The sequence below is a fragment of the Idiomarina zobellii genome (genome assembly GCF_900100855.1).
Classification (GTDB): domain Bacteria; phylum Pseudomonadota; class Gammaproteobacteria; order Enterobacterales; family Alteromonadaceae; genus Idiomarina; species Idiomarina zobellii.
In genome coordinates, this window is sequence record NZ_FNCB01000001.1 from 265,502 (window position 1) to 289,646 (window position 24,145).

Genomic DNA, 24,145 nt, shown 5'->3' on the forward strand with positions numbered 1-24,145 from the left:
TATATGATTTACACCATTGTTATAGCACTGATTATACTTTTGATAATACTGGCGATTGTCGTCGGTTCAGTGCAACAACATAAGCAGCGTCAGGAGCTTGAGCGACGCAAAAAACTTGCCCGATACAGAAGCGCTCTGGAGCAGATTGAAGACCTTATTCACATGTCCAGCTTCTTCCCTATTGGTAAGTCGATGTTGGCTGTCCTGAATATGCGTGCCTACGAAGTTCTGCAACAAATGTATGCCGTATCACCGACCAAAGACTTTCAGGCTCGTATTGAAGATTACAAAGAAAGAATGGAAGGAGTTGATCCAAAAGACACTTCTCTAATTAGTGAAGAGTTTGAAATTCCACAGAACAACAAGCAAATTATTGCCATGATCAATGCGCTCAAGCGCTTGAAAGCGACCCTAAGAAGCGAGCACGCTCGTGGCCGCGTTGACAGTAATGTATTTAGTGTAGAAGACCAGCGTTTAAGCAAGTTACAGCTGAAAATTAGTATTGAAACGCTCATCCGTCGCGGTCGTCACGCCTATGAAAGCCATATGTTAGGGTCAGCGCGTCAATACTACGAGAAAGCGTTGCGCACTATCGAAGAGCAGAGCTTTTCTGACGATTACACAACGTCTCGTGAGGAGTCCATTAAAAAAGCTCTGGAACAAATTGCGCAAGAGCTGACCGACGCACATGCTCGTGATCAAGCAAAGAACAAAAAAGAAGACGACCTGGAAGAACTCTTTCAACCGAAAAAGAAATGGTAGTTTATGTCTGACTGGAAAAATCAACTCAGCCAAATGGTGTATTCGACGGATTCAGGCCGCATTGAACCCGAGAAAGAGCCTGAGCAGATACCAGAAAGCGACGGCATTGTACGCCTTAGAAGAGAAACCAAAGGCCGAAAAGGAAAAGGCGTTACTATTGTCACTGGTCTGGCGCTGCCAAAAGACGAACTGAAGGCATTTGCGAAAAAGCTAAAACAACAATGTGGTGTGGGCGGCTCTGTCAAAGACTACGATATTGAACTTCAGGGTGACCAGCGAGACAGTATTGAAAACTATTTAAAAGTGCAAGGCTATAAGGTTAAACGCTCGGGAGGTTAAGGTCATACTCTATATATAGGCACTGCCCTTCGTCCTTCCACTCATAATAACGAGAGAAATTTTTAATCAACTGCATTCCGCGCCCGTGCATTTTTTCTTCATCCAGCACTGGCGAAAATTCGTCTGCCGGATAGCCATTCTCTCCGTTAGAGCGAATACCGAAACAAATCACACTATCAACAGGCTGGTAGTTAACATCAATTGCTACTTCTATGTCTTCAAGACTTTTCAAGCGGCGCTCACGCTCAGAATAGTAACGCTCAAAGCCCTCGTCTTCTTCTTTTATGTCGGAGTTTAGACGCAATAGATTATGCTCTAAAATGTTATTGAACGCTTCAGCTAACAACAAATAAAGCGTCGTTTTATGAGCTTTTATCCCTTCGAGGTGCGACAAAGAGTCCACTAGCCGAGTGACCGGATCTTCCCCTTTGATATTGTGTTCGGTTAAGCTCACTTTTAGTTCAAATGGCAGGTGGATTATTGAGTGATCATCCTGCTTTACCGGTAAACCGGTTGGCACGCAGTTCACAACGACTAATGAAATATCATCGCTTTGTTCTGTTCCCTGCTGAAAGCTTTCAAGAGAACTCACCAAGTCATCGAACTGGTCTTGATGACCAAACTGCTTGAGCTTGTTTTCAAACCCACTTTCTTTCAGTCGGTTACCGTCAGTATTCGCCATTTCAATCACACCATCTGTGTATGCCACCAGCCGTTGTCCACGCTCGATAAAACAATGGCTCAGAGAGCTGTTAAACTCGTCGGGCGGTAAAATTCCCAGTGCGAGATGCTCAGACGGTAAGCGATTGGTTACTTCTCCGTTATTATCAATGAAAAGAGCGTCCGGAATGCCTCCGTTCCAATAGCTGAGGCGGTCGCCCCCTGCTGATAGCTCTGCGACAAATGCTGCACAAAACATGTCGTCAGGTAACAATTTTACCAGGCGCCGATTAAACTCTTTGACCATAGTCGCAACCGACAACCCTCTCTCAGCCAAATCGAAAAACGTCTGCGCAACCGGCAGTGCTCCCGTTGCCGGCGCCAAGCCATGACCGGTAAAGTCACCGACAAAAATATAGTAGTTTCCTAAGGGGCCCCCTTTTGACAGGACCAAGTCACCATTAAATTCGGTTGCCGGCGATAAATAGGTTTGCAGAAAATCGAACCTCAGTTCATTTTCTAACAGTGCGTTGCTTAGCATGTGGCTCACCACATTTTGCTCACGCTCCATGCGGTTCGAGTGATAAGCCAGTACTTCATTCTTTTCTTTCAGCTTAAAGCTCAATTCTCGCACACGTGCGTGAGCATTTAGCTTAGCCTGTAAAACAATAGGCTCTGGCGGCGTACTGATAAAGTCATCGCCGCCCGCATCCAGGCATTCTAAAAGAGTTTTCTGATCATCAAGTGCAGTAATAAACAGCACAGGAAGATGAATTTCACCACTTAACTGTTTTAAGTGTTTTGCGGTTGTAAGGCCGTCCATAACCGGCATCATGACATCAAGCAACACAATGTCAGCACCTTTGTGACTGAAAAGCTCCAGCGCTTGCATACCGTTTTCCGCGCAGCTCACATTGTGTCCAAAACGCTCAATAAGCCCCCTCAGCATTACCCGATTAGCGGCTTGGTCATCAACAATAAGTATGTGCATTAAGCAATAGTAAACATCTTATCGAAACGAGAAATATCAAGAATACGACGAACATCCGGCTTGGCGTTAATAAGCTGAATGTCTTTAACACTGCTGCCTAAAGACTTACGCATATTCAACAACATACCCAGCGCTGAACTGTCCAGGTATTCGGTTTCTCTCAAGTCAATGATCACCGTTGGCTGAGAGTCGCCAATATGGCTATAAGCCTGACGAAATTCTTGTACCAAACTGAAATCAAACTTACCCTGAATGGCAATAATCAGTTGTTTGCCATCATTTGAAAACTCACGACTAACGCTCATAGGTACCCCTTTTTTTCATGAGCCTAACACAATTTTATGATTGAGTTTATTGCCTGAATACCCTAATCTTTGCTACATCATAAACTCATTTTGACCGATTATGGCGATAGCCTTCGACGAACTCCGAATTTTGCTCATCGAGCCTTCCGATGTGCAGCGTAAAGTCATTACCCAACACCTCAATCAGGCAGGTATCCAACATACCCGAGGCTCTTCTACTATAGCGGAAGCAAAAGAAGAAATCCTGCGTTGGCAGCCTGATATCGTAACGAGCGCCATGTATTTTGAAGATGGTACGGCGCATGAACTTATTCAATTCATCAACCGAAACGATCTTCACGACACCTTACATTTTATGTTGGTATCGTCTGAACACCGAGCCGACCAGCTCGAACAGTTTAAGCAAGCCGGTATTATTGCTATTTTACCGAAACCTTTTACTCCGGAGCAATTACAGCGCGCTATTACGGCGACTATGGACTTAATGGAGCCGGAATTACTCCACCTAGAGCTGTATGACATAGAAGACTTACGGGTGCTTATTGTTGATGACAGCCTGACTTCGCGTCATGTATTACGTCGCGTGTTTGAAAACCTGGGCGTTGAAATATTTGTTGAAGCCGAAAACGGTCAACAAGCCATTGATATATTAGAAGAACATCAGTTCGATTTAATTGTCACCGATTTCAATATGCCGGAAATGAATGGTCGTGAATTAACACAATATATTCGCAACAGTTCAGCACATGCACACACTCCTGTACTGATGGTGACAGCGCGCGCCAATGAGCCACAACTGGCAAACGTAAAACAAAGCGGCGTCGATGCTCTGACCGACAAACCCTTTGAGCCGGCAGCCATACGCGGCTTAATCTCACGTTTACTTGACCAACAGTAACCCATAAAAAGAAGGCCCCTGACGCTTTATCACGCCAGGGGCCTTTTTCTATTTAGCCGTTAACTCATTTTAATTAGCCGGCTTTTCCTGATACTTGTTGTAAAGCTCAGTGTGACGGCTTTCTAAGCTCACATTGCGACCATCAATAAACATGTGCGTTAGGCTCTGTCCAATAGGGTCCAGCAAGTCCCCTTCTGAAACTATCAAGGAAGCGCTCTTGCCAACATCAAGCGAACCGAGCTTGTCTGAAACGCCCATAAACTTGGCTGGCTGAAGCGTAATAGCTTCCAGTGCTTTTTGCTGATCCAAGCCAAAGGCAACCGAGTGTCCGGCCGCGAAAGGCAGGTTCCGAACATCCCAGTAACCTGGGTAGGAGATAGCAAAGTTAACACCGGCATCCGCCAATTTAGCTGGCGTAGAAAAGTCTTGATCATAACCTTCGTCGTCACGGCCCGGTAACCCGAACGGTGAACCGAAAACAACCGGAACCTCAAGTTCAGCCAGTTTATCAGCAATGCGCCAGGCGTCTCTTGCCCCCATAAGTACCAACTTAAAGCCATACTCACGACTCACATCAATGGCTTGCTCCATTTGGCGTTTGTCGTTGGCGTGCACATACAGAGTTTTGCTACCGTCAAACAGCCCGAGCATTGCTTCCCAGCGCTGATCCATATCGATGTCTCTGTCTGCTTTTTTCGCATCAAAGTAGGCTTTCGCATCAGCAAACACCTTCATCAACTCTTTACGAGCCTCTTCATTAGCCTTGCGTTGCTCTTCAGGAGAACGGCGCTCCCACCATGTGTTGATAACATAGGTTCTCGGCCAGCTCACATGCACACCCATTTCACCAGAAACCAGTGCGTCTTGATAATTCCAGCCATCAAGGTGCATGAGCGACGACTGCCCCATGACCAATGAGCCTTCCGGAACCACTTGCGCATGGGTAATGCCGTTATAGCGTACCGTAGGAATAACTTCTGAGTCCGCATTAAAAGCGATGTGCCCAGCCACTTCCGGGTGTACCGGACCCACTTCGCGTGCGTCTCGCGTCGCTCGCACCGCTTCAATTTCGTTCAAACCCAAAGTGGTGTCCATCGCGATAACACCCGGATAAACATGCTTACCGGACACGTCTATGACTTGCGCGTTACCAGGAACCTCAAGATCTTTTCCAATGGCTGTAATCTTGCCGTCTTCAAAAACCAAATCAGAGTCGGTTAAAACGCCGTTAGTCACCGTGTGCAAAGTACCACCCTGCAAAACTATAGGTTGTTGCTGTGCATCGCCAGGCACTTCGTCATGAGCAACGGCGGTCGATACGGTCACTGCACCAATCAGCGCAGCACTCAATGTGGATAGTAAAGTCTTCATTAGTGTTGTCCTCCATGCTGATGCGCTTGCGTAGTGAAGTGATCCAGCCAGAAGTCATGCTCGGTATCACAGTGCCAGGTCGGCTGTGCGTCTTTATAACCGTCGGTGTCGCCTTTCAGAGCTTCATCACCGGCTGCTAAGACTTTCTGAATGAGAGCATTCTTCTCTTGTTTTACCGCTTGCTGACGCTGTTTATCTTGTTCGCGGTCAAAGAACTTACGACCATTAATCCAGGTCTGCTCTGCTCGCGCGTAAGCGCTTAACGGATAGTGACTCCAAAGCACAAAGTCAGCATGTTTGCCCTCTTCAATTGACCCAACGTACTTATCAACTTTTAATTGTTTAGCAGGGTTAATAGTGACCATTTTGAACGCTTCATGTGGGTCCATACCACAATAGCGAACCGACTTAGCCGCTTCGGTATTCAGACGACGCTGCAAGTCATTACTGTCCGAGTTAATGCTGGTTAATACACCTCTGTCATGCATTAAGCACGCGTTTTGAGGTATTGCGTCATACACTTCGAATTTGTATGCCCACCAGTCAGCGAACGTTGACCCGCTGGCACCGTGCTCCGCCATTTCGTCTGCGACTTTGTAACCTTCCAGAATATGAGTGAAAGTATCCAGCGTGAAACCATAATCTTCAGCCACTTCCATCAGCATAAGAATTTCAGACGCGACATACGAGTGCGCATGAACAAAGCGCTCGCTGTTTAGAATTTCGATTAACGTCTCTAAACGATAGTCTGGTCTTGGTGGTGCAATCCGGTTCTTCTCAGAACGACTCATGCGGTCATACGCTTGTTTACGCTGCTGGTATTCCAACGCCGCCTGAAAGCCGTCACGAACAATGGTTTCAACGCCTAAGCGAGTCTGAGGGTAACGAACGGTCATGTTGTCGCCCCAGTTACTTTGCTTCACGTTTTCACCTAATGCGAACTTGATAGACTCAGGTGCCGCATCAAACTTCATAATATTAGCATCAGTCCCCCAGCGCAGTTTAATAACCTGCGCCTGGCCGCCAACCGGGTTAGCAGAGCCGTGCAGCAGCTGAGCCATTGTCGTACCACCCGCTAATGAGCGATAAATATGAATATCGTCCGGGTTTACAACGTCACCAATACGAACTTCTGAGGTGATGGCTTCAGAGCCTTCGTTCACACCACCATCAATTGCGATGTGTGAGTGTTCATCGATAATGCCCGGTGTTAAATGCATACCCGCTGCATCAATAACCATTGCGCCTGACGGTGCGCTTAAGTTTTTACCGACTTCGGCAAATTCGCCATCTCTAACTAATACGTCGGTTTCTTCAAGAATACCGTCATCGCTGGCAGTCCAGACCGTCGCGTTACGAATTAGCACATCTTGTCGCTCCGGCAGGCCATCTAGACCATAGGCAACGTTCGGGAACGTAAGCTGGCTGACATAGTCAACCTGATTGTTGCTATCGCTCTGAGCTTCTTCACTCGTTTCATTAGCGTCGCTAACTTCAGCTGTCAGAGCTTGTGACTCACCTTCTGGAGAAACCGTTTCCAGTGTGAAGTTTTGTTGAGACGCAGGAGTCAGTTTAAAGCGCCATGTGCCCGCTGGCTGGACATCCATATCGGCCACAAAAGACAGGGTATCTTCCGTACGCTCTACATTACGAAGAGACTGAGTGTTATCACCAAGCGTCAGTTCGCCGCTTAACTTAGCGCCCGGCTTCAAAGTGAGCGCCACACTCTGACCATTCCAGTCAATGGTGTAGTTACCAGCAAAGTCCACCAATTCTCGAGAAACCAGCTCGTTCTCTTCACCTTGTAACCAAACTGACTGTATTTCACCGTCTTCAAAAATATCGCCTTTCACCATGACAAAGTCGGCCATATAGCCACTGGCTAAGCGTCCCACTTTGTCATCAACACCGGCAATTTTAGCGGCGGTTGTCGTTAATGCAGCAAGCGCTTTCTCTTTACTTAAACCGTGCTTTACGGCTTTACGCAGGTTTGGCCAGAAGTCGCCTGACTTCTCAAGCTCATTCAGGGTCAAGGCAAAATCAACGCCGGCATTCGCTAACATAGCCGGATTTGACGGAGCGCGCTCCCAATGGCGTAACTTAGCTAAATCAACATCAAGATGGGCATCAACACCACTGACATTAGGCGCTGCCGGGAAATTAAGAGGTAAAATTAAATCACTTCCCGTATTTTTTATTGAGTTCAGACGAGCGTACTCATAACCCGAGCCAACATACACACTTGGTACGTTAAACTGATCCAACACGTCATCGGCACGTAGCAAGGTTTTCTCATCAGAAACCTTGAACACGATGCCTTCAGATTCAATATTTTTAAGTGAATCCAACGCAGCATTAAACTCCGCCGGCTGATTATGTGACTGCTTACCGTAAGCATTTTCGTACCAGTTCGCGTCAGACAGGGTTTGTCTGACCAAAGCGATGCTACCCATCAAGGACGACGGGTACTGCTGCTGCGAGGTTCCTTTGTCAAAAGAGCCAAAGTGTTTGGACTCGCTGCGATAAATAACATCGTTGGCAATTTTATCGGCCAGCGAAACTGTCGCTGCCTGCCCCTGAAAAATACCGTCTAGCTTAGCCGTCTGAACGCTGGTAAAACCTTCAGAAACCCACTTTTTGGCATCGTCAGAGTTGGTTTTAAAGACACTGTACCAGTCTTTTTCAGCGTGAATGGCGTCATTTGCCGCGTTTCCACCTTCACGTTCATTGTTATAAATAGGCTTGTCGGTATCGGCTTTCTCGTAAGTCACGTCAATACCATAGCTGGCATAAGGGTCGATAAAGCCCGGGTAAATGGTGTAGCCGGTGCCATCGATAACGCGTGCCCCTGCCGGTGCGCGGTTACCGCTTTCAACGCTTTTTACTTTACCATTTTCAATAACCAGCGTTGCGTTGGTGACGACTTCGCCAGGCTCGGTCACAACCGCGGCATTTTGAATGGCGGTTAAGCTGGGCGTGTTGTCCCGCATACCATTCGTTCGAGAGGTTTGATCAGCGCTCGTCGGTAACGCCAGCACGGAGGTAACCGCTAACGCTGCCGCACTGAGCTTATGCATTGTCTTCATGAATGTGTTCCCCACTATAATGAGCTTTTCTTTTATTATTTCGTATACAAGTTAAAGCGTTTATCATGCCAGAAACAAGCACTAACCGATAAATCGTGTATTATTAACGGTAAGTGCACGATAAAAAGGAGAATATCCAATGAAAAAATCACTATCCGTACTTTTTACAGCGGTTGCTTTAGGTTTATCGACAAGTGCCGTAGCAGACGAGAATGCGTTTAACGACGGCGACAAAGCTGTTGAGTACCGTCAAAAGGCGCTGTCGGTGATGCAACAAAACTTTGCTGCTATGGCAGAAATGGTTAAAGGCGAAGTGGACTATGACGCGCAGGTTTTTGCAAACCGTGCAAATGATTTTGAGAAACTAGCTGGCATCCCCTGGAGTGGTTTCGCTGTCGAAGGTGCTATGCCCGGCGATAACAGCGATGCATTAACCGCAATTTGGGACAACTGGGAAGACTTTCAAGAGCGTTCAAATGACTTACAACAATACGCTTCAAAGCTTGCCAGCGCCGCAGAGTCGGGTTCAATGGATAACATTAAACCCGTATTTATGGACACAGCGCAAACCTGCAAAGGTTGTCATGACGAATACAAAGACTAATTTTAAAGCAGTAACATAAACAGCAGCCACACAGCTATCGCCAGCAGCAAACCTTGCCACCCGGGCTTTAATTGCGGGGCCGGTTGTGTGGTCTTTTTGTATCCATGAACCATGGCACCTATTAGCTTCACCCCTTTCAGACGATACATAAGCACAGCAACTATGTGCAGCCCAATAACAATTAAAATCGCATCAAACTGAGTTTTGTGCCAGTCAGTCAGGAGCTCTTGTGCGTCAGAAGAAACCCAGCTTGCCAATGGTCCCGAAAATAAAATTCCGTCACTAGAAAACAAGCCTGTCACCGCCTGAGCAACTAACAAACCCAGCATGATAATTACTGCCCATCCGCCGGCTGCGCTGTGCGTTGTTTCCGACTGATACTGGCCGCTAAAAAGCTTTTTCAAATGTGAGGGAATTTGCAAAGGAGAGCGAACGAATGTTTTAAAACGTGCGTTACTACTACCAAAGACACCCCAGGCAATACGCATGACTAACAGTGATAAAATGGCGATACCAAAGTCTTTGTGCAAATCCATACGGCCGTTATCGGCTGTCCACCACAAGCCGGCAACTAACAGAATAATCAGTAAATGGAAAAGACGTACAAAACTGTCCCAGACTTTTACAGGATTTTCTTTCTGAATCATCGTGTTAACTCCAAAACACTAGGAAAAACCGGTACCAGGTGCTAGGGTATAGTTAATTCAATGAAAAAGGTAGTAGGCATGACGAAAGTTTTAATTGCTGACGATGACTTTATCAGTCTGGAAGTTTTAAAAGCGATGCTCGGCCAATACGACGTCGAGATTCTTACCGCTACAACCGGCCAGGAAGCGCTGGCTCAAGCCAAAGAAATGCCTAACCTTATTTTCCTCGATTACGAAATGCCTGATATGTCTGGTGCTGAGGTTTGTAAAACACTGCGCGGCAAACCAGAATTTGAAAATACGCCGATTATTGCGATTACTAGCCACCAAAGCGCCAGTGAAATGACGGCCTGCAGAGAGGCCGGCATGGATGCCACGCTACATAAGCCGGTATCACCTGAGGCTTTAGAAGAGCTTTTTAAAGAGTACGTGAAGTCTTAACGCTCCTTAAAGCGTTGGTCGTCAGCCAGCTGGACTAAGGCTTCACTTTCCTTCATAAACTGTTGGGAAAAGTCCCCAAAATAGCTCTGAGCTTCTGCATATAACGCAATAAGCTCTTGTTTATTGCCTTTCTTAAGAGTTTCCAGCAACTCCGAAAATAAATCAAGATAACGGCTGATAGACTCTGTGCGTTCACCATGAGACAGCATAATGTCAGCGTATAGCTCCGGGTTCTGTGCGAATAGACGACCAACCATCATCAACTCCATACGATAAATAGGCGAGCTGACATTCAGTAGGTTATCAATATCGACATTTTCTCTCGCCATATGCAGGCCATACACAAAGGTGCTTAAATGCCTGAAGGCCTGAACCCAGCCCATTGCTTCATCGTGTGAGTCAGCGTCGGTTTGATAAAGGTGTGCTCCCCAGTTCGAGAGTTGATCTATCAACCACTCGTATTTGTCCGGATCTCGACCGGGCGTCACCACAATAAGCTGCTTGGCAAATGTTTTAATCGTAGGGCCAAACATTGGGTGTAACCCCACCACCGGGCCTTTATGGGAGCTCATCATTGCGCTAAGAGGACCCGATTTAGTGCTTGTCACGTCGGCTAAAACGCAGTCGCTTGAAAGTTCCGGCAATGCCTTTATCACTGCCTCAGTATTGTTAATAGGGACACTAATAAGCACTAACTGTAAGCTTTTAAGGGTTTCGGCATTTGGCCAGACATCGCCTTTGTCGATAATAATAGTGTCATAACCCGTTTGTTGAAAAAACTCCGCAAATTTAGCCCCTAATGCGCCTTTACCACCCACAATCATGACCGGCCTTTGCGGTGCATTCGATGTCTGGCTGGCTTGCCCTGTTTGAGTTTGGTAAGAGTTGCGAATAACCCGGCGTAAGATATCTTCCACAAAGTCTTCTGAAACCCCAAGCTCTCTCGCTTTTTGCTTGCGTGACTGTATCATTTTATTTTCGCGCTCAGGCACATAGAGCGGCTGCCGCAATGCTTTTTTGACGTCCCCGACTTCGGCGGTTAATGCCTCACGCTTCGCCAGTAAGCGGATGAGTTCTTCGTCAGTGCTGTCTATCGACTGTCGTAGCTCGTCTAATTTTTCTTGCGGTGTTTTATTCATGGGCTTCGCTTTAATTAAGGCTGACTAGAATAGCGCGGTACGCTCTTTGAACATTCTGCATCTTGGCAACACTTCCCCCTTTGTCGGGGTGGTATTTATGTACCAGGCGACGATACTGCTTTTTCACTTGTTTTTCGGTCAACGGCGGTGTTAATTCCATCACTTCACAAGCTTCGTCGGTCGGCATAAGTTGCTTAGTCGAAAAATCTTGCCCCATTCTTTCCCAAAAGTCATTAAGCATCGACTCGACATCGGTTTCTGAAGTACTGCTTAATTGACTCAAATCTAAATAGTATTCAGCTAGAGGGTCGTTTTCGGCTAAATCTTTCTCACCTTGCTGCCAGGGCTGACATTCTATATTCAGCGTATGAATGAATAACTCATACTTCTTTTGCAAACGCCAACGCTCTCGTAGTTTGTATAAACTATGGAATAAAATGAAGTGGGTTTGAAATAAGTTCAGTGGGTCGCGCAGCGCCGCCTTATCAAAGAATTGATATGGCTCGGCTTGCAAAGCTTCAATGAGTTGATGCTCTGTCCAGTGATGTTGGGAGTCCAAACATTCAGCCAAAATTTGGATAAGTATTTCAATGTCTTCTTCCATAGCAATTAGGCTAACAAAAAACCCAGCACAAGGCTGGGTTTTTCTTTGCTATTTCGGTTTTTAATCGCGTTCTTAAGAAAGCTTCTCGCGAATACGTGCAGACTTACCTGAACGCTCACGCAAGTAGTAAAGTTTCGCACGACGAACTGCACCGCGACGCTTAACTTTAATGCTATCTACCAATGGGCTGTGCGTTTGGAAAGTACGCTCAACACCTTCACCATTCGATACTTTACGTACCGTAAATGCAGAGTGAAGACCACGGTTACGAATACGGATAACAACGCCTTCGAACGCCTGCAGACGTTCACGGTTGCCTTCCTTAACTTTTACATTTACAACAACAGTGTCACCTGGTGCAAACTCAGGTAAATCTTTTTTCATTTGCTCTTCTTCAAGAGCCTTGATGATATTTTGGCTAACTTTTGCCATTTTTATATCTCCTATCCTAGATAAACTGTCCGCTTTTTTAGCTGGATGACCGTTGTTCGATAAATTCACTCAACAAGGCTTCCTGCTCGTCAGTCAGAGCTAGGTCTTTAAGTAACTCCGGACGTTGCAGCCATGTTCGCCCTAAGGACTGCTGCAACCGCCAGCGACGTATTTTTTCATGGTTACCGCTCAGTAGTACTGAGGGAACCTGCTGCTCGTTATAAACTTCCGGTCTCGTATAATGCGGGCAATCCAGTAATCCGTTCGCAAAAGAGTCTTCTTCTGCTGAGTCCTGGTGACCCAATACGCCAGGTACTAACCGTGAAACTGCGTCAATAAGTACCATTGCTGGTAACTCACCACCGCTTAACACGTAGTCCCCAATTGACCATTGTGCATCGACATATTTTTCAATAACGCGCTCGTCAATGCCTTCATAACGGCCAGCAATTAGTATCATTCGATCATTACCAGAGAGCAACTGCACTCCTTTATGATCCAACTTTTGCCCTTGAGGTGACAGATAAATTACTGGGGTGTCCTGACCAAGGTCGCTTTTAGCTGCTTCAATAGCATCAACCAGTGGTTGTACCATCATCAGCATGCCAGGTCCTCCACCGTATGGTCTGTCGTCGACCGTGCGATGGCGATCGTGAGTGAAATCGCGAGGATTCCAGACACTGACCTCAAGCAAACCTTCCTTTATAGCCCTGCCGGTAACACCGAAACCGGTAACCGCAGAAAACATTTCAGGAAATAAGCTAATAACACCAATTTTCAATGGGACTTCCATTAGAAGTCAGATGGCCAGTCAACCTGAATACGCTTCTCTTTCCGGTTTATCTCAGTGATATATTCACTTTGAATAAACGGAATGAGACGCTCAGACTTTCCAAACGCATCGTTGCTATTCGCTTTCACCACCAACACATCATTCGATGCGGTTGGCATTATCTGTTCAACCACCCCCATGTCATAACCTTGAAGGTTCACTACTTGCAGACCAATTAAGTCATGCCAGTAGAACTCGTCGTCGGCTAATTCAGGCAGCTCATCTGCAGTAATGCAGATATCCGCTCCAGTCAGGCGCGCAGCTTGATCACGGTCGGACACACCTTCCAGTCGAGCAATCAGTCCCTTATTGTGGCGACGCCACTCAGCGACTTCGATAGTTTGCTCACCTTTTTGTTTGAGCAGCCAAGGGCTGTATTCAAATATTGACTCAGGATCTTCCGTGAATGATTGCACTTTCAGCCAACCCTTGACGCCATATACCGCACCTAAGCGACCTATAACGATATGTTCTGACTGAGACATCATTAACTATCCTGAACAATTAATGCTTACGCCGCAGCGCTTGCATCTTTAACTAATTTAGCAACGCGCTCAGATAATTGTGCGCCTTTGCCTACCCAGTGCTCAATGCGGTCAACATCAACACGAAGTTTCTCTTCCTGACCACGAGCCTGTGGGTTAAAAAATCCTACTTTCTCGATGAAACGACCGTCGCGTGAACGGCGACTGTCAGCAACTACCATTTGGTAGAAGGGGCGCTTTTTCGCACCGCCACGTTGTAAACGAATGGTTACCATTGCGTTCCTCAATATAACTGTTGTTTAAATGTAAAAAATAGCAAAGCCCTCCGACTGAGTCGGAAGGCTCGGCAATTCTACTGATTTTTCGTTGAAATGCAAGCTTGACGCGCTTTTTCCTAACGGCCTGGAAACATTCCCGGAGGGAATTTGCCGCCCATACCACGCATCATTTTTTGAAGGCCGCCGCCTTTCATTTTTTTCATCATTTTTTGCATCTGCATAAACTGCTTCAGCAACTTATTCACGTCCTGCACTTGTGTACCTGAACCCGTTGCTATACGGCGTTTACGAGAACCTTTAATGACGTCTGGGTGGCGTCGTTCCTGAGGGGTCATTGAATTAATAATAGCTTCCATACGGACGGTCATCTTATCATCCATCTGACCTTTAATTTGATCGGTCATTTTTCCCATGCCGGGCATTTTATCCATCAGCCCCATCATGCCGCCCATTTCACGCATTTGCACAAGTTGGTCACGGAAATCCTCCAATGAGAACTGGCCTTTTTTCATGACCTTCTTGGCAACTTTCTCGGCTTTTTCTTTGTCGACTTTTTGTTCGACTTCTTCTATCAGTGACAGTACGTCACCCATACCAAGAATACGTGACGCGACACGGTCTGGGTGGAAGGCTTCCAGGGCATCGGTTTTCTCGCCAACCCCGAGGAACTTAATAGGCTTACCGGTAATGTGACGAATTGACAACGCAGCACCACCGCGTGCATCACCGTCGGTTTTCGTCAAAATAACACCGGTTAACGGCAGAGCGTCACTGAATGCTTTAGCTGTGTTTGCCGCATCCTGACCGGTCATGGCATCAACAACAAACAGCGTTTCAATAGGGTTAATGCTTGAATGCAGCTGTTGAATTTCGGCCATCATATCTTCGTCGACGGCAAGACGACCGGCAGTATCCACTAGGACGACATCAACAAATTGCTTACGCGCTGCAGCTATGGCTGCATTTGCAATATCCACCGGTTTTTGTTCAGTAGATGATGGGAAAAACTCGACACCAACCTGCTCAGCAATAGTTTCCAACTGCTTAATGGCTGCCGGACGATAAACGTCGGCACTGACCACCATCACTTTCTTTTTCTGGCGCTCTGTCAGGAACTTAGCAAGTTTACCAACACTGGTGGTTTTACCCGCACCTTGCAAACCCGCCATTAAGATAACAGCTGGTGGCTGTGTATTTAACTGCAAAGGCGCATTGGCTTCGCCCATTGCCGCTTCCAGCTCTGACTGGACAATTTTCACGAACACCTGACCCGGTGTCAGGCTTTTATTGACCTCCGTACCAACTGCTCGCTCTTTGACCTTAGCAATAAAGTCTTTAACCACGGGCAACGCAACATCGGCCTCAAGTAACGCCATACGCACTTCGCGTAACGTTTCCTTTATATTATCTTCTGTTAGCCGACCCCGGCCACCGATAGAACGCATGGTCTGCGATAAGCGTTCTGATAGATTCTCAAACATATCGGTCGTCTCTTCTAATTCTGGAATTCTGGCGTAGAAAGTTAATGGGGGCAGTATATCTGAATTGCAAGAAAGTTTCGCCCCCGAAGTATTGGGTTTACCCGTTTGACAACGTATACTCAACATCAAGAACAACAAACATCAGGGAACGTGAGCGCGTGATGCTCTTTATATTGCTGCTAATTAGTGTCGTAGGTTATACGGCAAGTGCTTTCATTATTTTACAGACGGTATTTAATGGCAAAGCGCATAAACCAGCGTTACAGATTATTCCCGCAGGCACTGCCATTATTGCGCATGGCTGGCTTATCGTTCAGCAGCTCGCCCTCGATGACTTCGACCACATTAATTTATCGTCAAGCCTGAGTATTGTTGCCCTGTTTGTAACTATTACTTCATTTGTTCGATTCCAGCGTTTTAATAACCTTTTTCTGAAACCGGTCATTTATCTGTTTTCAGCATTAACCTGCGTTTTGTTAGTCTTCACTCCGGTTCACCTGGGAGCTGACATCAGCTCGAAACACGCGTTGTTTATTCATATTGCTCTGTCATTAATTGCGTACGGCATTCTGGCTTTAGCAACTTTATACGCAATACAAACCAGTTATCTAAGCCGCATTTTAAAGCAGCGCAAAAATCATTCTCTACTCAGCAAACTGCCACCACTAATGAGCATTGAAAGAAACTTCTTTAACTTATTGGCGTTAGGAACCATTGCTCTATTTGTCGCCTTAGGCAGTGGCTTTTTGTTTCTGGAAGATATGTTTGCTCAGAACCAGGCTCATAAAACAATTTTAACCAGCCTGGCGGCAGTTATTTATCTGATAGCACTTATTCTGCACCGGATTTCCGGCTTGCGCGGACGCATTATCGTATTGCTGACGCTTATAGCCAGCACACTTCTGACACTCGGGTATTTTGGCAGCCGTTTTGTTAAAGACTTCCTTTTGGGCTAATCAACCCTTGACTTCATGGCTCAGCACTCTAAATTGTCACATTCTAAGTTAACGTAAGGAAATAACCGTTGGACGAGATATCGACGAGCTTGTTGCTCGTTATTTTAGCCGTACTGATATTTTTATCCGCTTACTTTTCAGGCTCTGAAACCGGGATGATGTCGATTAACCGATATCGCCTAAGACATCTGGTGCAAAGCAATCACCGTGGAGCTAAGCGTGTCCAGCATTTATTAGACCGCCCTGACAGGCTTATCGGCCTTATTCTCATTGGCAACAATCTGGTCAACATTGGCGCGTCAGCCATAGCCACCATCATTTGCTTGCGTTGGTTCGGTGACGCCGGTATTGTCATAGCAACCTTCGGGTTAACCTTAATCATTTTGATCTTTTCGGAAGTCACCCCGAAAACCATCGCGGCTTTGCATCCAGAGCGGGTTTCCTTTCCAAGCTCATTGATTCTCTTGCCTTTGCTTAAAGTCATGTACCCTGTTGTTATTGGCGTCAATGCAATTACTAACACTTTTATGCGCATTCTGGGCGTCAACCCCAAACAGTCGCAAATGGCCGATGCGTTGAGTTCGGAAGAGTTACGAACAGTGGTTAACGAAGCCGGCAATTTAATTCCGTCGTCTCACCAGGAAATGCTGGTCAGCATACTCGACTTAGAAAAAGTGACGGTCGAAGATGTCATGATTCCGCGAAATGAAATTATCGGTATTGATATTAACGACGAGTGGAAGTCCATAGTTAAGCAGCTGTCTAACGGTCAGCACACTCGAGTTTTGTTGTACCGCAACGAAATTGATGACGTTGTCGGTTTCCTGCATGCTCGCGATGTCATGCGGTTAATGACAAAGAATCAGTTTAATGCCGATAAGTCCATTTTGGTCAGGGCGGCGCGAGATATTTATTTTATTCCAGAAGGCACTCCACTCAATGTCCAGCTATTAAAGTTTCAGCGCAGTAAAGAACGTATAGGGCTGGTGGTCGATGAGTACGGTGACATCCAGGGGCTAGTAACACTGGAAGACATACTGGAAGAAATTGTTGGAGACTTCACGACAACAATGGCGCCAGCGCCAAGCGAATCGGTTACTCAGGAAAGTGACGGAGTCTATGTCGTTGACGGCTCTGCCAACCTGCGCGAGTTGAATAAAGAAATGGAATGGGACTTCCCAATTGACGGTCCTAAGACACTTAGTGGTCTTATTATAGAACAGTTTGGTGATATTCCTGACTCACGCTTATGCTTACGCCTTGGTGGTTACCCGGTTGAGCTGGTAGAAGTCGGAGATACGATGATAAAACAAGCTCGGGTTCTGCCGGCACTTTATAAAGCACCGACAGAAACCAATAACGACTAACCAAAGAAGAGGCGCCACAACCACCCTTTTTGTAAGTCCTCTTCACAGGTTTTCAATTGCGTCGCGTAAGTTAACGAGCGACGCTTAACGATTCTAGACACACGCACCAACCACGGTTTTTTCAGGTAGGTTTTACGTTGGTAGCCTCCCCACCCTTCGTGATAATTCAGATACTGTCCGTAAGCATCCCATTTAGATACTCCGTTAACTTGATAGGTTTTATAAATAAACCAACCCATAAAATCGATAGCATCTTCGAATGAAGAGCGACTCGCCCAACTGTTTCCGGTCTCACGCTGGTAGTCTTCCCAAGTCATGGTTTTGGCTTGCGAATAGCCATACGCAGAACTGACTCTTCCCCAGGGGATAAAACCTAATAAATAGTCTCTTGGCGGCAGCGCATCGTGTTTAAAGGAGCTTTCCTGATACATCATTGCCATGGGGACATGAATGGGCACGCCCCAGCGTTCACGCGCGTCTTCCGCCGCATCGTACCAGTCACGGTGCTCTTCAAAAATCGCACAAATATTTTCAGGGTTCTCAGGTGGAGGTGTGGCACAGCCACTTAACAGAATAGCGAAAGCCGCTGCTGATAAGGTTGTTCGGTGTATAGGTTTAAAAAAAATCGTTTTCATTGAACTTTCTTCAAATAGGCCACTCTGAGTATATGAACACATTGTGAGTTAACGTATTTGTTCATCCCCTGAACGTTTTATTTGACGCAGCCAACATTGGCTGCGTTTTTTTATGCATTCGAGCCTAGCGTAGTTATCCAGGCTGTTTTGCGTTTTCAAAATAATTGGCTAAAAACGTATCGAAATCGACGGTATTGTCTTGCTCGTAACGATCACTAAACGCTTTTTCAGACGCTTGCGCCCACTCGCTAAAGTCACTTTTATCGTAAAACTCTAACGCAGAGTCTGTCATTTCCTGTCTGTACTTTTTAGCCAACAGCATACCGATACGGCTGTTGTCCCAGTTCTCCGACTGCAACTGATGCATAATTTGCCCGGACAATGTGCGCTCTGGATTCAGCACCCATTCATACAAGTCCGCCAAATCATTTTGATAATCCTTTGTATCGGCTGAATTGTCCAACGTCTTCGCTAGTATAGAAAGGTCGGCAAACAACTCTTCCAGCCAGTCGGCCATAAGCCGATCAATACCGTTTTGCGCCAAGCTTAAGCGCGGGTTACGCCCTTCCATAACAACTTTGGTAAAGTTTTTATCCGCTTGCTGCTGCTGTTCCCAAGTCATTTCTTCACTCGGCTGCAACAGACAGTACAACAGTAGCAAGTCGAGAAAACGCATTTGCTGAGCCGTAATACCAACATCACTGTATGGGTTAACATCGAGTGCGCGTATTTCAATATACTCAACCCCACCACGCTCGAGTGCCTGGCTAGGAGTTTCACCATCCTGAGCAATCTGCTTAGGGCGAATCGGTGAGTAAAATTCGTTCTCAATCTGCAGGATATTATCGTTTAGTTGACGATAGTCGTCGTCGACTTTTACACCAATTTTCGAAAACTGCTGCGACTGCGTAGTTATCGCCTTACGTAACCCTGCCACATACTCTTCCAGAGAGTTATAAGTAATTTTTAGTGTGGCCTGCTCTTTATTGGTATAGCCCAAGTCGCTCATGCGCAACGACGTGCCGTACGGCAAAAACACTGTGCCCTTCCCAACAGTGTCAAAGTCCCACTTTTTCAGCAGCTCTTCATTATTTGTTTGTGTAAAAAACGACTTACAAAGCGCCGGCGAGGCGCCAAAAAGATAAGGGATAACCCAGGCGAGGCGTTTAAAGTTGCGAATTAACCCAAAATACCTCTTACTGCGGTAGGCGCTATCGTTCACTTCGCCATCCACTTGCGCCAACTGCTCCCACATGTCATCAGACACTGAGAAGTTATAGTGCACACCGGCAATAACCTGCATCGTTGCACCATAGCGATAGGTCAACCCACGACGATAAAGGCTTTTCATTCGTCCGGAATGAGAGTCGCCGTATTTCGCTATACGGATATCTTTGTCTGACCCCAAATAGCACGGCATACTCATTGGCCACAACAACTCTTCACCGATGGCGTTATAAGTCACTCGGTGAATATCTCTAAGCTGCTTTAACGTAGTATTTATATCCGTCGCAACAGGCGTAATAAACTCTAAAAGGTTCTCAGAGTAGTCTGTCGTGATAGTCGGGTGAGTCAACGTCCGACCCAGCTCTCTCGGGTGGTCGGTTGTTGCCAAAGTACCATTTTCATTTATTCGCAAGGCCTCGCGCTCAATACCGCGTTTTATTCCCTGCCAAACATCTGGCTTATCACTTTGCTTAAGCGTTTCTACAACTGATTGAAATGTGGCTTGCAAAAGACTACTCCATTGACCAAAACGGATTATTTTCTGTTGCTAAGCTTACTGGTAATTACTTTAAACGTCCATGATAGAGACACTAATTTTCCTAATATTGCTTGGCGATTCGCCGCCGACATGGCAGACTAACGCACGTATACAACCCCTTTCGGTTATGGACTACCATGAGCTCATTCTGGACGTTTTTACAGCTAATTTTCGTTGTTCTGCAGGTATCGAGCCTCGTGCTCTACGCTCTACTCCCCTCTCCATGGAGCGACACCGTTCTGGTCGCAATGATAACGTTCAGCTTAATTATTGGTATTGCCATTTGGTGGTGGTCGCGCCGCAACGCGTTAACGGCGCCCTTCCGTCAGCCGTTTTTATCGTCAGATTCAATGCAGCTGTTTGAACAAGTGTTTAACGACTTGCCGACGCGCGTTTACTGGCGTGACTCGGAACTCAACTTATTAGGCGGTAACGAAGCCTTCGCCAAAGATTTAGGCCTTAATCCGGAAGAAGTAACCGGGAAGTCTGACAATGATATCCCGGTGCTCGCGAACAACCTTATTTTACGAGAGAAAGATCAAACAACCTTCGCAACGCAAAAGCCGTCTACTAACGACGAGCTAGAACTGTCTCTCGCGCAAGGCAGTCGTTGGGTTGAGCACTCCAGCGTTCCCCTGCATGATGACGACGGCAATATTATTGGTATTTTAGGCAGCTATTACGACATTTCCGGCATTAAGTCAGTTGCCGAGGAAATGGAGAAAGCAAAAGAAACTGCGGAAAATGCTAACCGCTCTAAGGGCGAATTTCTCGCTAATATGAGTCATGAAATTCGTACGCCAATTAATGCCATTGTTGGGATGGCTAACCTGTGCCTCAAGACAGAGTTAAACCAAAAACAAAAACGCTATATAAAAGTTATCGACTCCTCTTCGCAGGCGTTATTAGGTGTTATTAACGATATTCTCGACTTTTCAAAAATTGATGCCGGCAAGCTTACTGTTGAAGAAATTCCGTTTGATTTACAGGATGTTCTTACATCATTAGCTGACATGTTTGCGTATCGCGCCTACGACAAAGATCTCGAGTTTATTATCAATTTGCCGGCTAATATCCCCACCAAGCTAATTGGTGACCCGCTACGCTTAAATCAGGTCCTTGTTAACTTAATTAGTAACGCCATCAAATTCACTGAAGACGGCGAAATTAATGTTGCAGTGAACTTATTAGACAGCTCTGATGAAGACGTTCTACTGCGTATTTCCGTTACCGATACCGGCATTGGCATGGACGAAGAACAACGCGCGAACCTCTTCAAAGAGTTTACTCAAGCCGACACATCAACCACGCGAAAATACGGCGGCACTGGCCTGGGGCTGGCTATATCTCGTCGGTTAATTCTCTTAATGGGAGGGGATATTGGCGTAACCAGTGCGGTCGAGCAAGGCTCTACATTCTATATAGAAATAAAGTTGCCGGTTCAACGAGAGCAGGACAATACGCATCACGAGTATTTATTGAAGCACTTAACCGGCAAACGCATTTTGGCGGTCGATGACAATCTCAGCACCCGTGAAATGCTTTATGAAATGCTTAGAAGCTATCAGGTCGATGTCAAAGTATGCCGTACGGCCGAGCAAGCTCTTAAAGTGTTTGACGAGTCCGTTCATGAAGGAAACCCTTACGAGTTATTGTTAGTCGACTGGCGGTTACCAGGAATGGACGGGCTGACTTTGTGTGAGAAAATAACACAGACCTACGAGGCTGACGTACGACCTAAGCTAACATTAGCAACGGGTTACTACGCAGAGGAGCTCTCAGAAAAAGCCAAGCGTGCCGGCGTAAACGATATTTTATCGAAGCCGTTTACCGCCTCGACGCTTGGGCGCAGTTTAACGTCAACACTGCTCCATCGTGATATTGATGAAGACATGAGCTCTGAGTCAACTGAAGGCGTTCCTGATAACCTCACCGGTGCACCGGTGTTAGTCGTTGAAGACAACGAAATAAATCAGCAAGTTGCCCGAGAGATATTGAGCAGCCATAAGTTTCAGGTGGACATTGCCGAGAATGGCCAACTGGCGGTTGATGCTGTTCGCGAGAAAAAATACGCCATAGTGCTTATGGACATTCAAATGCCGGTAATGGATGGGCTGAAAGCTGCTCAACATATTCGCACTGAGTTTACCTACCAGCAACTGCCGATTCTAGCTATGACGGCTAACGCCATGAGTGGTGACAAAGAGCGCTCTTTAGCCGCCGGCATGCAAGGTCATATACCTAAGCCTATCGATGAAAAAGTGTTACTTAAGGCCATTGCCAATTGGGCGGTCCCAGGGGACTACTCAGCCGATGACACCAATAATTACGTTGACTCAGCCGAACAGCAACCAGAGCCTGCACAGAAAGCGCCAATAAAAATCCCCCAGGTGAAAGGTATCGACTTTGAATCTGCCCTTGGCCGTCTGCAATACAATGTTGAATTGTACCTGAAGCTGGTAGAACAGCTTTATGAGAGCTACCAAGGCAGCGCAACCAAAGTCTCTGACTTTATTACTCGTGGCCAGCATGATAGTGCTAAGCGTTATTTCCACTCATTAAAAGGCGCTGCAGCTAACTTAGGTTTCACTCAGCTTAGAAATAAAGCCGCTGACTTAGAGGCATTCATGGCGGAAGGCGAAATTGATAAGGTTGCCGACCAAATTACCGAACTGGAAAAGCGTTTGCGTTTCGCTCATCAGGCGGCACAAGATTTAGAAACCATTCAGCAGCACCAATCTTAAAGGCCAATTATGATACGTTATTTCTTTTTAATTCCTTTGCTGCTAAGCCTGCTTTGGTTGCTTTACCTTAAGACCAACGGCTGGACGATAAAGCAGGGATACAAAGGGTTTGTTTATATTGCGGTGATAAGTGCAGTCATCGCCGCTTTTTACACGGCGATGATGTTTATTACGGGGCGATAGTGTCTTAACTGTTAAACAAGAGCCAGCAAGACACCTGCAGCAACTGCTGAGCCCAGGACCCCGGCAACGTTTGGCCCCATTGCATGCATCAGCAGGAAGTTCTGCTGATTAGAGTCTAACCCAACCTTATTAACCACTCGCGCTGCCATAGGAACAGCCGAAACACCTGCGGCACCAATAAGCGGGTTGATTGGATCCTTACTAAACTTAGCCATTAATTTCGCCATAAGTACACCGCTTGCCGTACCTATAGAGAATGCCACAGCACCAAGCAGCAAAATACCCAACGTCTGGAAACTTAAGAACTGATCAGCCTGAAGTTTTGAACCTACCGCAAGGCCAAGGAAAATAGTGACAATATTAATAAGCTCGTTCTGAGTCGTTTTGGTTAAACGTTCAACAACTCCAGACTCACGCATTAGGTTACCTAAACAAAACATGCCAACCAACGGCGTTGCCGACGGCAAAAACAGTAGCGTTAAGGTAATAGCAATAAGCGGGAAAAACAGCTTTTCGCGACGCGCTACAGGTCGCAGCTGCTCCATTTTAACCTGACGCTCTTTTTCTGTTGTAAGCAGCTTCATAATTGGCGGCTGAATAATTGGCACCAACGCCATGTAAGAATAAGCTGCAACAGCAATTGCTCCCAGTAAATCCGGCGCTAACTTTGATGCCAAAAATATCGCTGTCGGTCCATCTGCGCCGCCAATAATGGAAATAGCAGCCGCATCTGACATTGAAAACTCAATACCTGGCACAATGTTCAAAGCAATAGCACCAAACAAAGTTGCGAAAATACCAAATTGCGCCGCGCCGCCCAGAAACAGCATTTTCGGGTTAGCCAACAACGGACCAAAGTCAGTTAATGCACCGACCCCCATAAAAATAAGTAACGGAAACACACCCGTGTCTATTCCCACCGAGTACACGTAGTAAAGCACACCACCCGGCTCGGTAAAGCCCGCCAGGGGAATATTAGCCAGTATCGCGCCAAAACCTATAGGTAAAAGCAGTAGTGGTTCAAACTTTTTCGCAATAGCTAAGTACAACAATAACCCGCCGACCAGTATCATACTAAACTGACCCAGCGTCATTGCGGAAATACCGGTGGTTTCCCACAAAGTCATTAACTTATCCATG

Annotated in this window: 23 protein-coding genes; 8 read left to right on the plus strand and 15 right to left on the minus strand. The window is 46.4% G+C overall.

The window, feature by feature from the left end:
- Positions 1–3: 3 nt before the first annotated feature.
- Complete coding sequence (locus tag BLT32_RS01230; protein WP_053952488.1) at positions 4–762, plus strand: hypothetical protein; 759 nt, start codon at positions 4–6, stop codon at positions 760–762.
- 3 nt (positions 763–765) lie between these two features.
- Positions 766–1,101 (plus strand): stress response translation initiation inhibitor YciH, encoded by a 336-nt coding sequence (gene yciH / locus BLT32_RS01235; protein ID WP_053952489.1) that lies wholly within the window; start codon positions 766–768, stop codon positions 1,099–1,101.
- Here yciH and BLT32_RS01240 read toward each other — a convergent pair.
- Together BLT32_RS01240 and BLT32_RS01245 are read right to left on the minus strand one after the other, a co-directional pair.
- Positions 1,082–2,752, minus strand: coding sequence for a PP2C family protein-serine/threonine phosphatase (locus BLT32_RS01240; RefSeq protein ID WP_053952490.1), 1,671 nt, complete (start codon positions 2,750–2,752; stop codon positions 1,082–1,084). The two genes, yciH and BLT32_RS01240, sit on opposite strands and share 20 nt — an antisense overlap.
- Positions 2,752–3,057, minus strand: a complete 306-nt coding sequence (locus BLT32_RS01245) for an STAS domain-containing protein (RefSeq protein WP_053952491.1) — start codon at positions 3,055–3,057, stop codon at positions 2,752–2,754. The genes BLT32_RS01240 and BLT32_RS01245 overlap by 1 nt, the downstream gene beginning before the upstream one ends.
- Before the next feature lie 100 nt (positions 3,058–3,157).
- On the opposite strand from BLT32_RS01245, the gene BLT32_RS01250 reads away from it, so the two are divergent.
- Entirely contained in the window at positions 3,158–3,955 is a 798-nt protein-coding gene (locus tag BLT32_RS01250) for a response regulator (RefSeq protein WP_053952492.1), read from the plus strand.
- A 69-nt stretch (positions 3,956–4,024) separates the two neighbouring features.
- Here the strand turns inward: BLT32_RS01250 and BLT32_RS01255 are convergent, their stop codons facing one another.
- Both BLT32_RS01255 and BLT32_RS01260 read right to left on the minus strand, forming a co-directional pair.
- Complete coding sequence (locus BLT32_RS01255) at positions 4,025–5,326, minus strand: amidohydrolase family protein (protein ID WP_053952493.1); 1,302 nt, start codon at positions 5,324–5,326, stop codon at positions 4,025–4,027.
- Positions 5,326–8,412, minus strand: a complete 3,087-nt coding sequence (locus BLT32_RS01260) for an amidohydrolase family protein (RefSeq protein WP_053952494.1) — start codon at positions 8,410–8,412, stop codon at positions 5,326–5,328. Before BLT32_RS01260 ends, BLT32_RS01255 begins: the two co-directional genes overlap by 1 nt.
- A gap of 139 nt (positions 8,413–8,551) precedes the next feature.
- Between BLT32_RS01260 and BLT32_RS01265 the strand changes: the two genes are divergently transcribed.
- Positions 8,552–9,016, plus strand: coding sequence for a c-type cytochrome (locus tag BLT32_RS01265; protein WP_053952495.1), 465 nt, complete (start codon positions 8,552–8,554; stop codon positions 9,014–9,016).
- Between the two features lie 2 nt (positions 9,017–9,018).
- Here BLT32_RS01265 and BLT32_RS01270 read toward each other — a convergent pair whose 3' ends face one another.
- Positions 9,019–9,663, minus strand: a complete 645-nt coding sequence (locus tag BLT32_RS01270) for a cytochrome b/b6 domain-containing protein (protein WP_053952496.1) — start codon at positions 9,661–9,663, stop codon at positions 9,019–9,021.
- A 78-nt stretch (positions 9,664–9,741) separates the two neighbouring features.
- Here BLT32_RS01270 and BLT32_RS01275 point away from each other — a divergent pair, with 78 nt between their 5' ends.
- Entirely contained in the window at positions 9,742–10,104 is a 363-nt protein-coding gene (locus BLT32_RS01275; protein WP_053952497.1) for a response regulator, read from the plus strand.
- Here the strand turns inward: BLT32_RS01275 and tyrA are convergent.
- The 7 genes from tyrA to ffh all read right to left on the minus strand — a co-directional run bounded on the left by tyrA (position 10,101) and on the right by ffh (position 15,355).
- Positions 10,101–11,243, minus strand: coding sequence for a bifunctional chorismate mutase/prephenate dehydrogenase (gene tyrA / locus BLT32_RS01280; RefSeq protein ID WP_053952498.1), 1,143 nt, complete (start codon positions 11,241–11,243; stop codon positions 10,101–10,103). The two genes, BLT32_RS01275 and tyrA, sit on opposite strands and share 4 nt — an antisense overlap.
- Positions 11,244–11,253: 10 nt before the next feature.
- Entirely contained in the window at positions 11,254–11,847 is a 594-nt protein-coding gene (locus BLT32_RS01285; RefSeq protein ID WP_053952499.1) for a DNA-J related domain-containing protein, read from the minus strand.
- 72 nt (positions 11,848–11,919) lie between these two features.
- Complete coding sequence (gene rplS / locus BLT32_RS01290) at positions 11,920–12,279, minus strand: 50S ribosomal protein L19 (RefSeq protein WP_053952500.1); 360 nt, start codon at positions 12,277–12,279, stop codon at positions 11,920–11,922.
- Between the two features lie 37 nt (positions 12,280–12,316).
- Positions 12,317–13,060 carry a tRNA (guanosine(37)-N1)-methyltransferase TrmD gene (gene trmD, locus BLT32_RS01295; protein WP_053952640.1) on the minus strand — a complete coding sequence of 248 codons (744 nt, stop codon included), beginning with the start codon at positions 13,058–13,060 and terminating at the stop codon, positions 12,317–12,319.
- 11 nt (positions 13,061–13,071) lie between these two features.
- Positions 13,072–13,596 carry a ribosome maturation factor RimM gene (rimM, locus tag BLT32_RS01300; protein WP_053952641.1) on the minus strand — a complete coding sequence of 175 codons (525 nt, stop codon included), beginning with the start codon at positions 13,594–13,596 and terminating at the stop codon, positions 13,072–13,074.
- A 26-nt stretch (positions 13,597–13,622) separates the two neighbouring features.
- A complete protein-coding gene (rpsP, locus tag BLT32_RS01305) occupies positions 13,623–13,871 on the minus strand; it encodes a 30S ribosomal protein S16 (RefSeq protein ID WP_053952501.1) in 249 nt (82 codons plus the stop codon).
- Between the two features lie 119 nt (positions 13,872–13,990).
- On the minus strand, positions 13,991–15,355 hold the full coding sequence (gene ffh, locus BLT32_RS01310) for a signal recognition particle protein (protein WP_053952502.1): 1,365 nt from the start codon (positions 15,353–15,355) through the stop codon (positions 13,991–13,993).
- A gap of 161 nt (positions 15,356–15,516) precedes the next feature.
- Between ffh and BLT32_RS01315 the strand changes: the two genes are divergently transcribed.
- Together BLT32_RS01315 and BLT32_RS01320 are read left to right on the plus strand one after the other, a co-directional pair.
- On the plus strand, positions 15,517–16,311 hold the full coding sequence (locus tag BLT32_RS01315) for a cytochrome C assembly family protein (RefSeq protein WP_053952503.1): 795 nt from the start codon (positions 15,517–15,519) through the stop codon (positions 16,309–16,311).
- Between the two features lie 68 nt (positions 16,312–16,379).
- Positions 16,380–17,678 (plus strand): HlyC/CorC family transporter, encoded by a 1,299-nt coding sequence (locus BLT32_RS01320; protein WP_053952504.1) that lies wholly within the window; start codon positions 16,380–16,382, stop codon positions 17,676–17,678.
- Here BLT32_RS01320 and BLT32_RS01325 read toward each other — a convergent pair.
- Positions 17,675–18,313 carry a transglycosylase SLT domain-containing protein gene (locus BLT32_RS01325; protein ID WP_053952505.1) on the minus strand — a complete coding sequence of 213 codons (639 nt, stop codon included), beginning with the start codon at positions 18,311–18,313 and terminating at the stop codon, positions 17,675–17,677. The two genes, BLT32_RS01320 and BLT32_RS01325, sit on opposite strands and share 4 nt — an antisense overlap.
- 133 nt (positions 18,314–18,446) lie before the next feature.
- Positions 18,447–20,048 carry a glutamate--cysteine ligase gene (gene gshA, locus BLT32_RS01330; protein ID WP_053952506.1) on the minus strand — a complete coding sequence of 534 codons (1,602 nt, stop codon included), beginning with the start codon at positions 20,046–20,048 and terminating at the stop codon, positions 18,447–18,449.
- Positions 20,049–20,215: 167 nt separating this feature from the next.
- Between gshA and BLT32_RS01335 the strand changes: the two genes are divergently transcribed.
- Positions 20,216–22,822 carry a response regulator gene (locus tag BLT32_RS01335; RefSeq protein ID WP_053952507.1) on the plus strand — a complete coding sequence of 869 codons (2,607 nt, stop codon included), beginning with the start codon at positions 20,216–20,218 and terminating at the stop codon, positions 22,820–22,822.
- Between the two features lie 194 nt (positions 22,823–23,016).
- On the opposite strand, the gene BLT32_RS01340 is transcribed toward BLT32_RS01335, so the two are convergent.
- Entirely contained in the window at positions 23,017–24,144 is a 1,128-nt protein-coding gene (locus BLT32_RS01340; protein WP_053952508.1) for a sodium ion-translocating decarboxylase subunit beta, read from the minus strand.
- Position 24,145 lies beyond the last annotated feature (1 nt).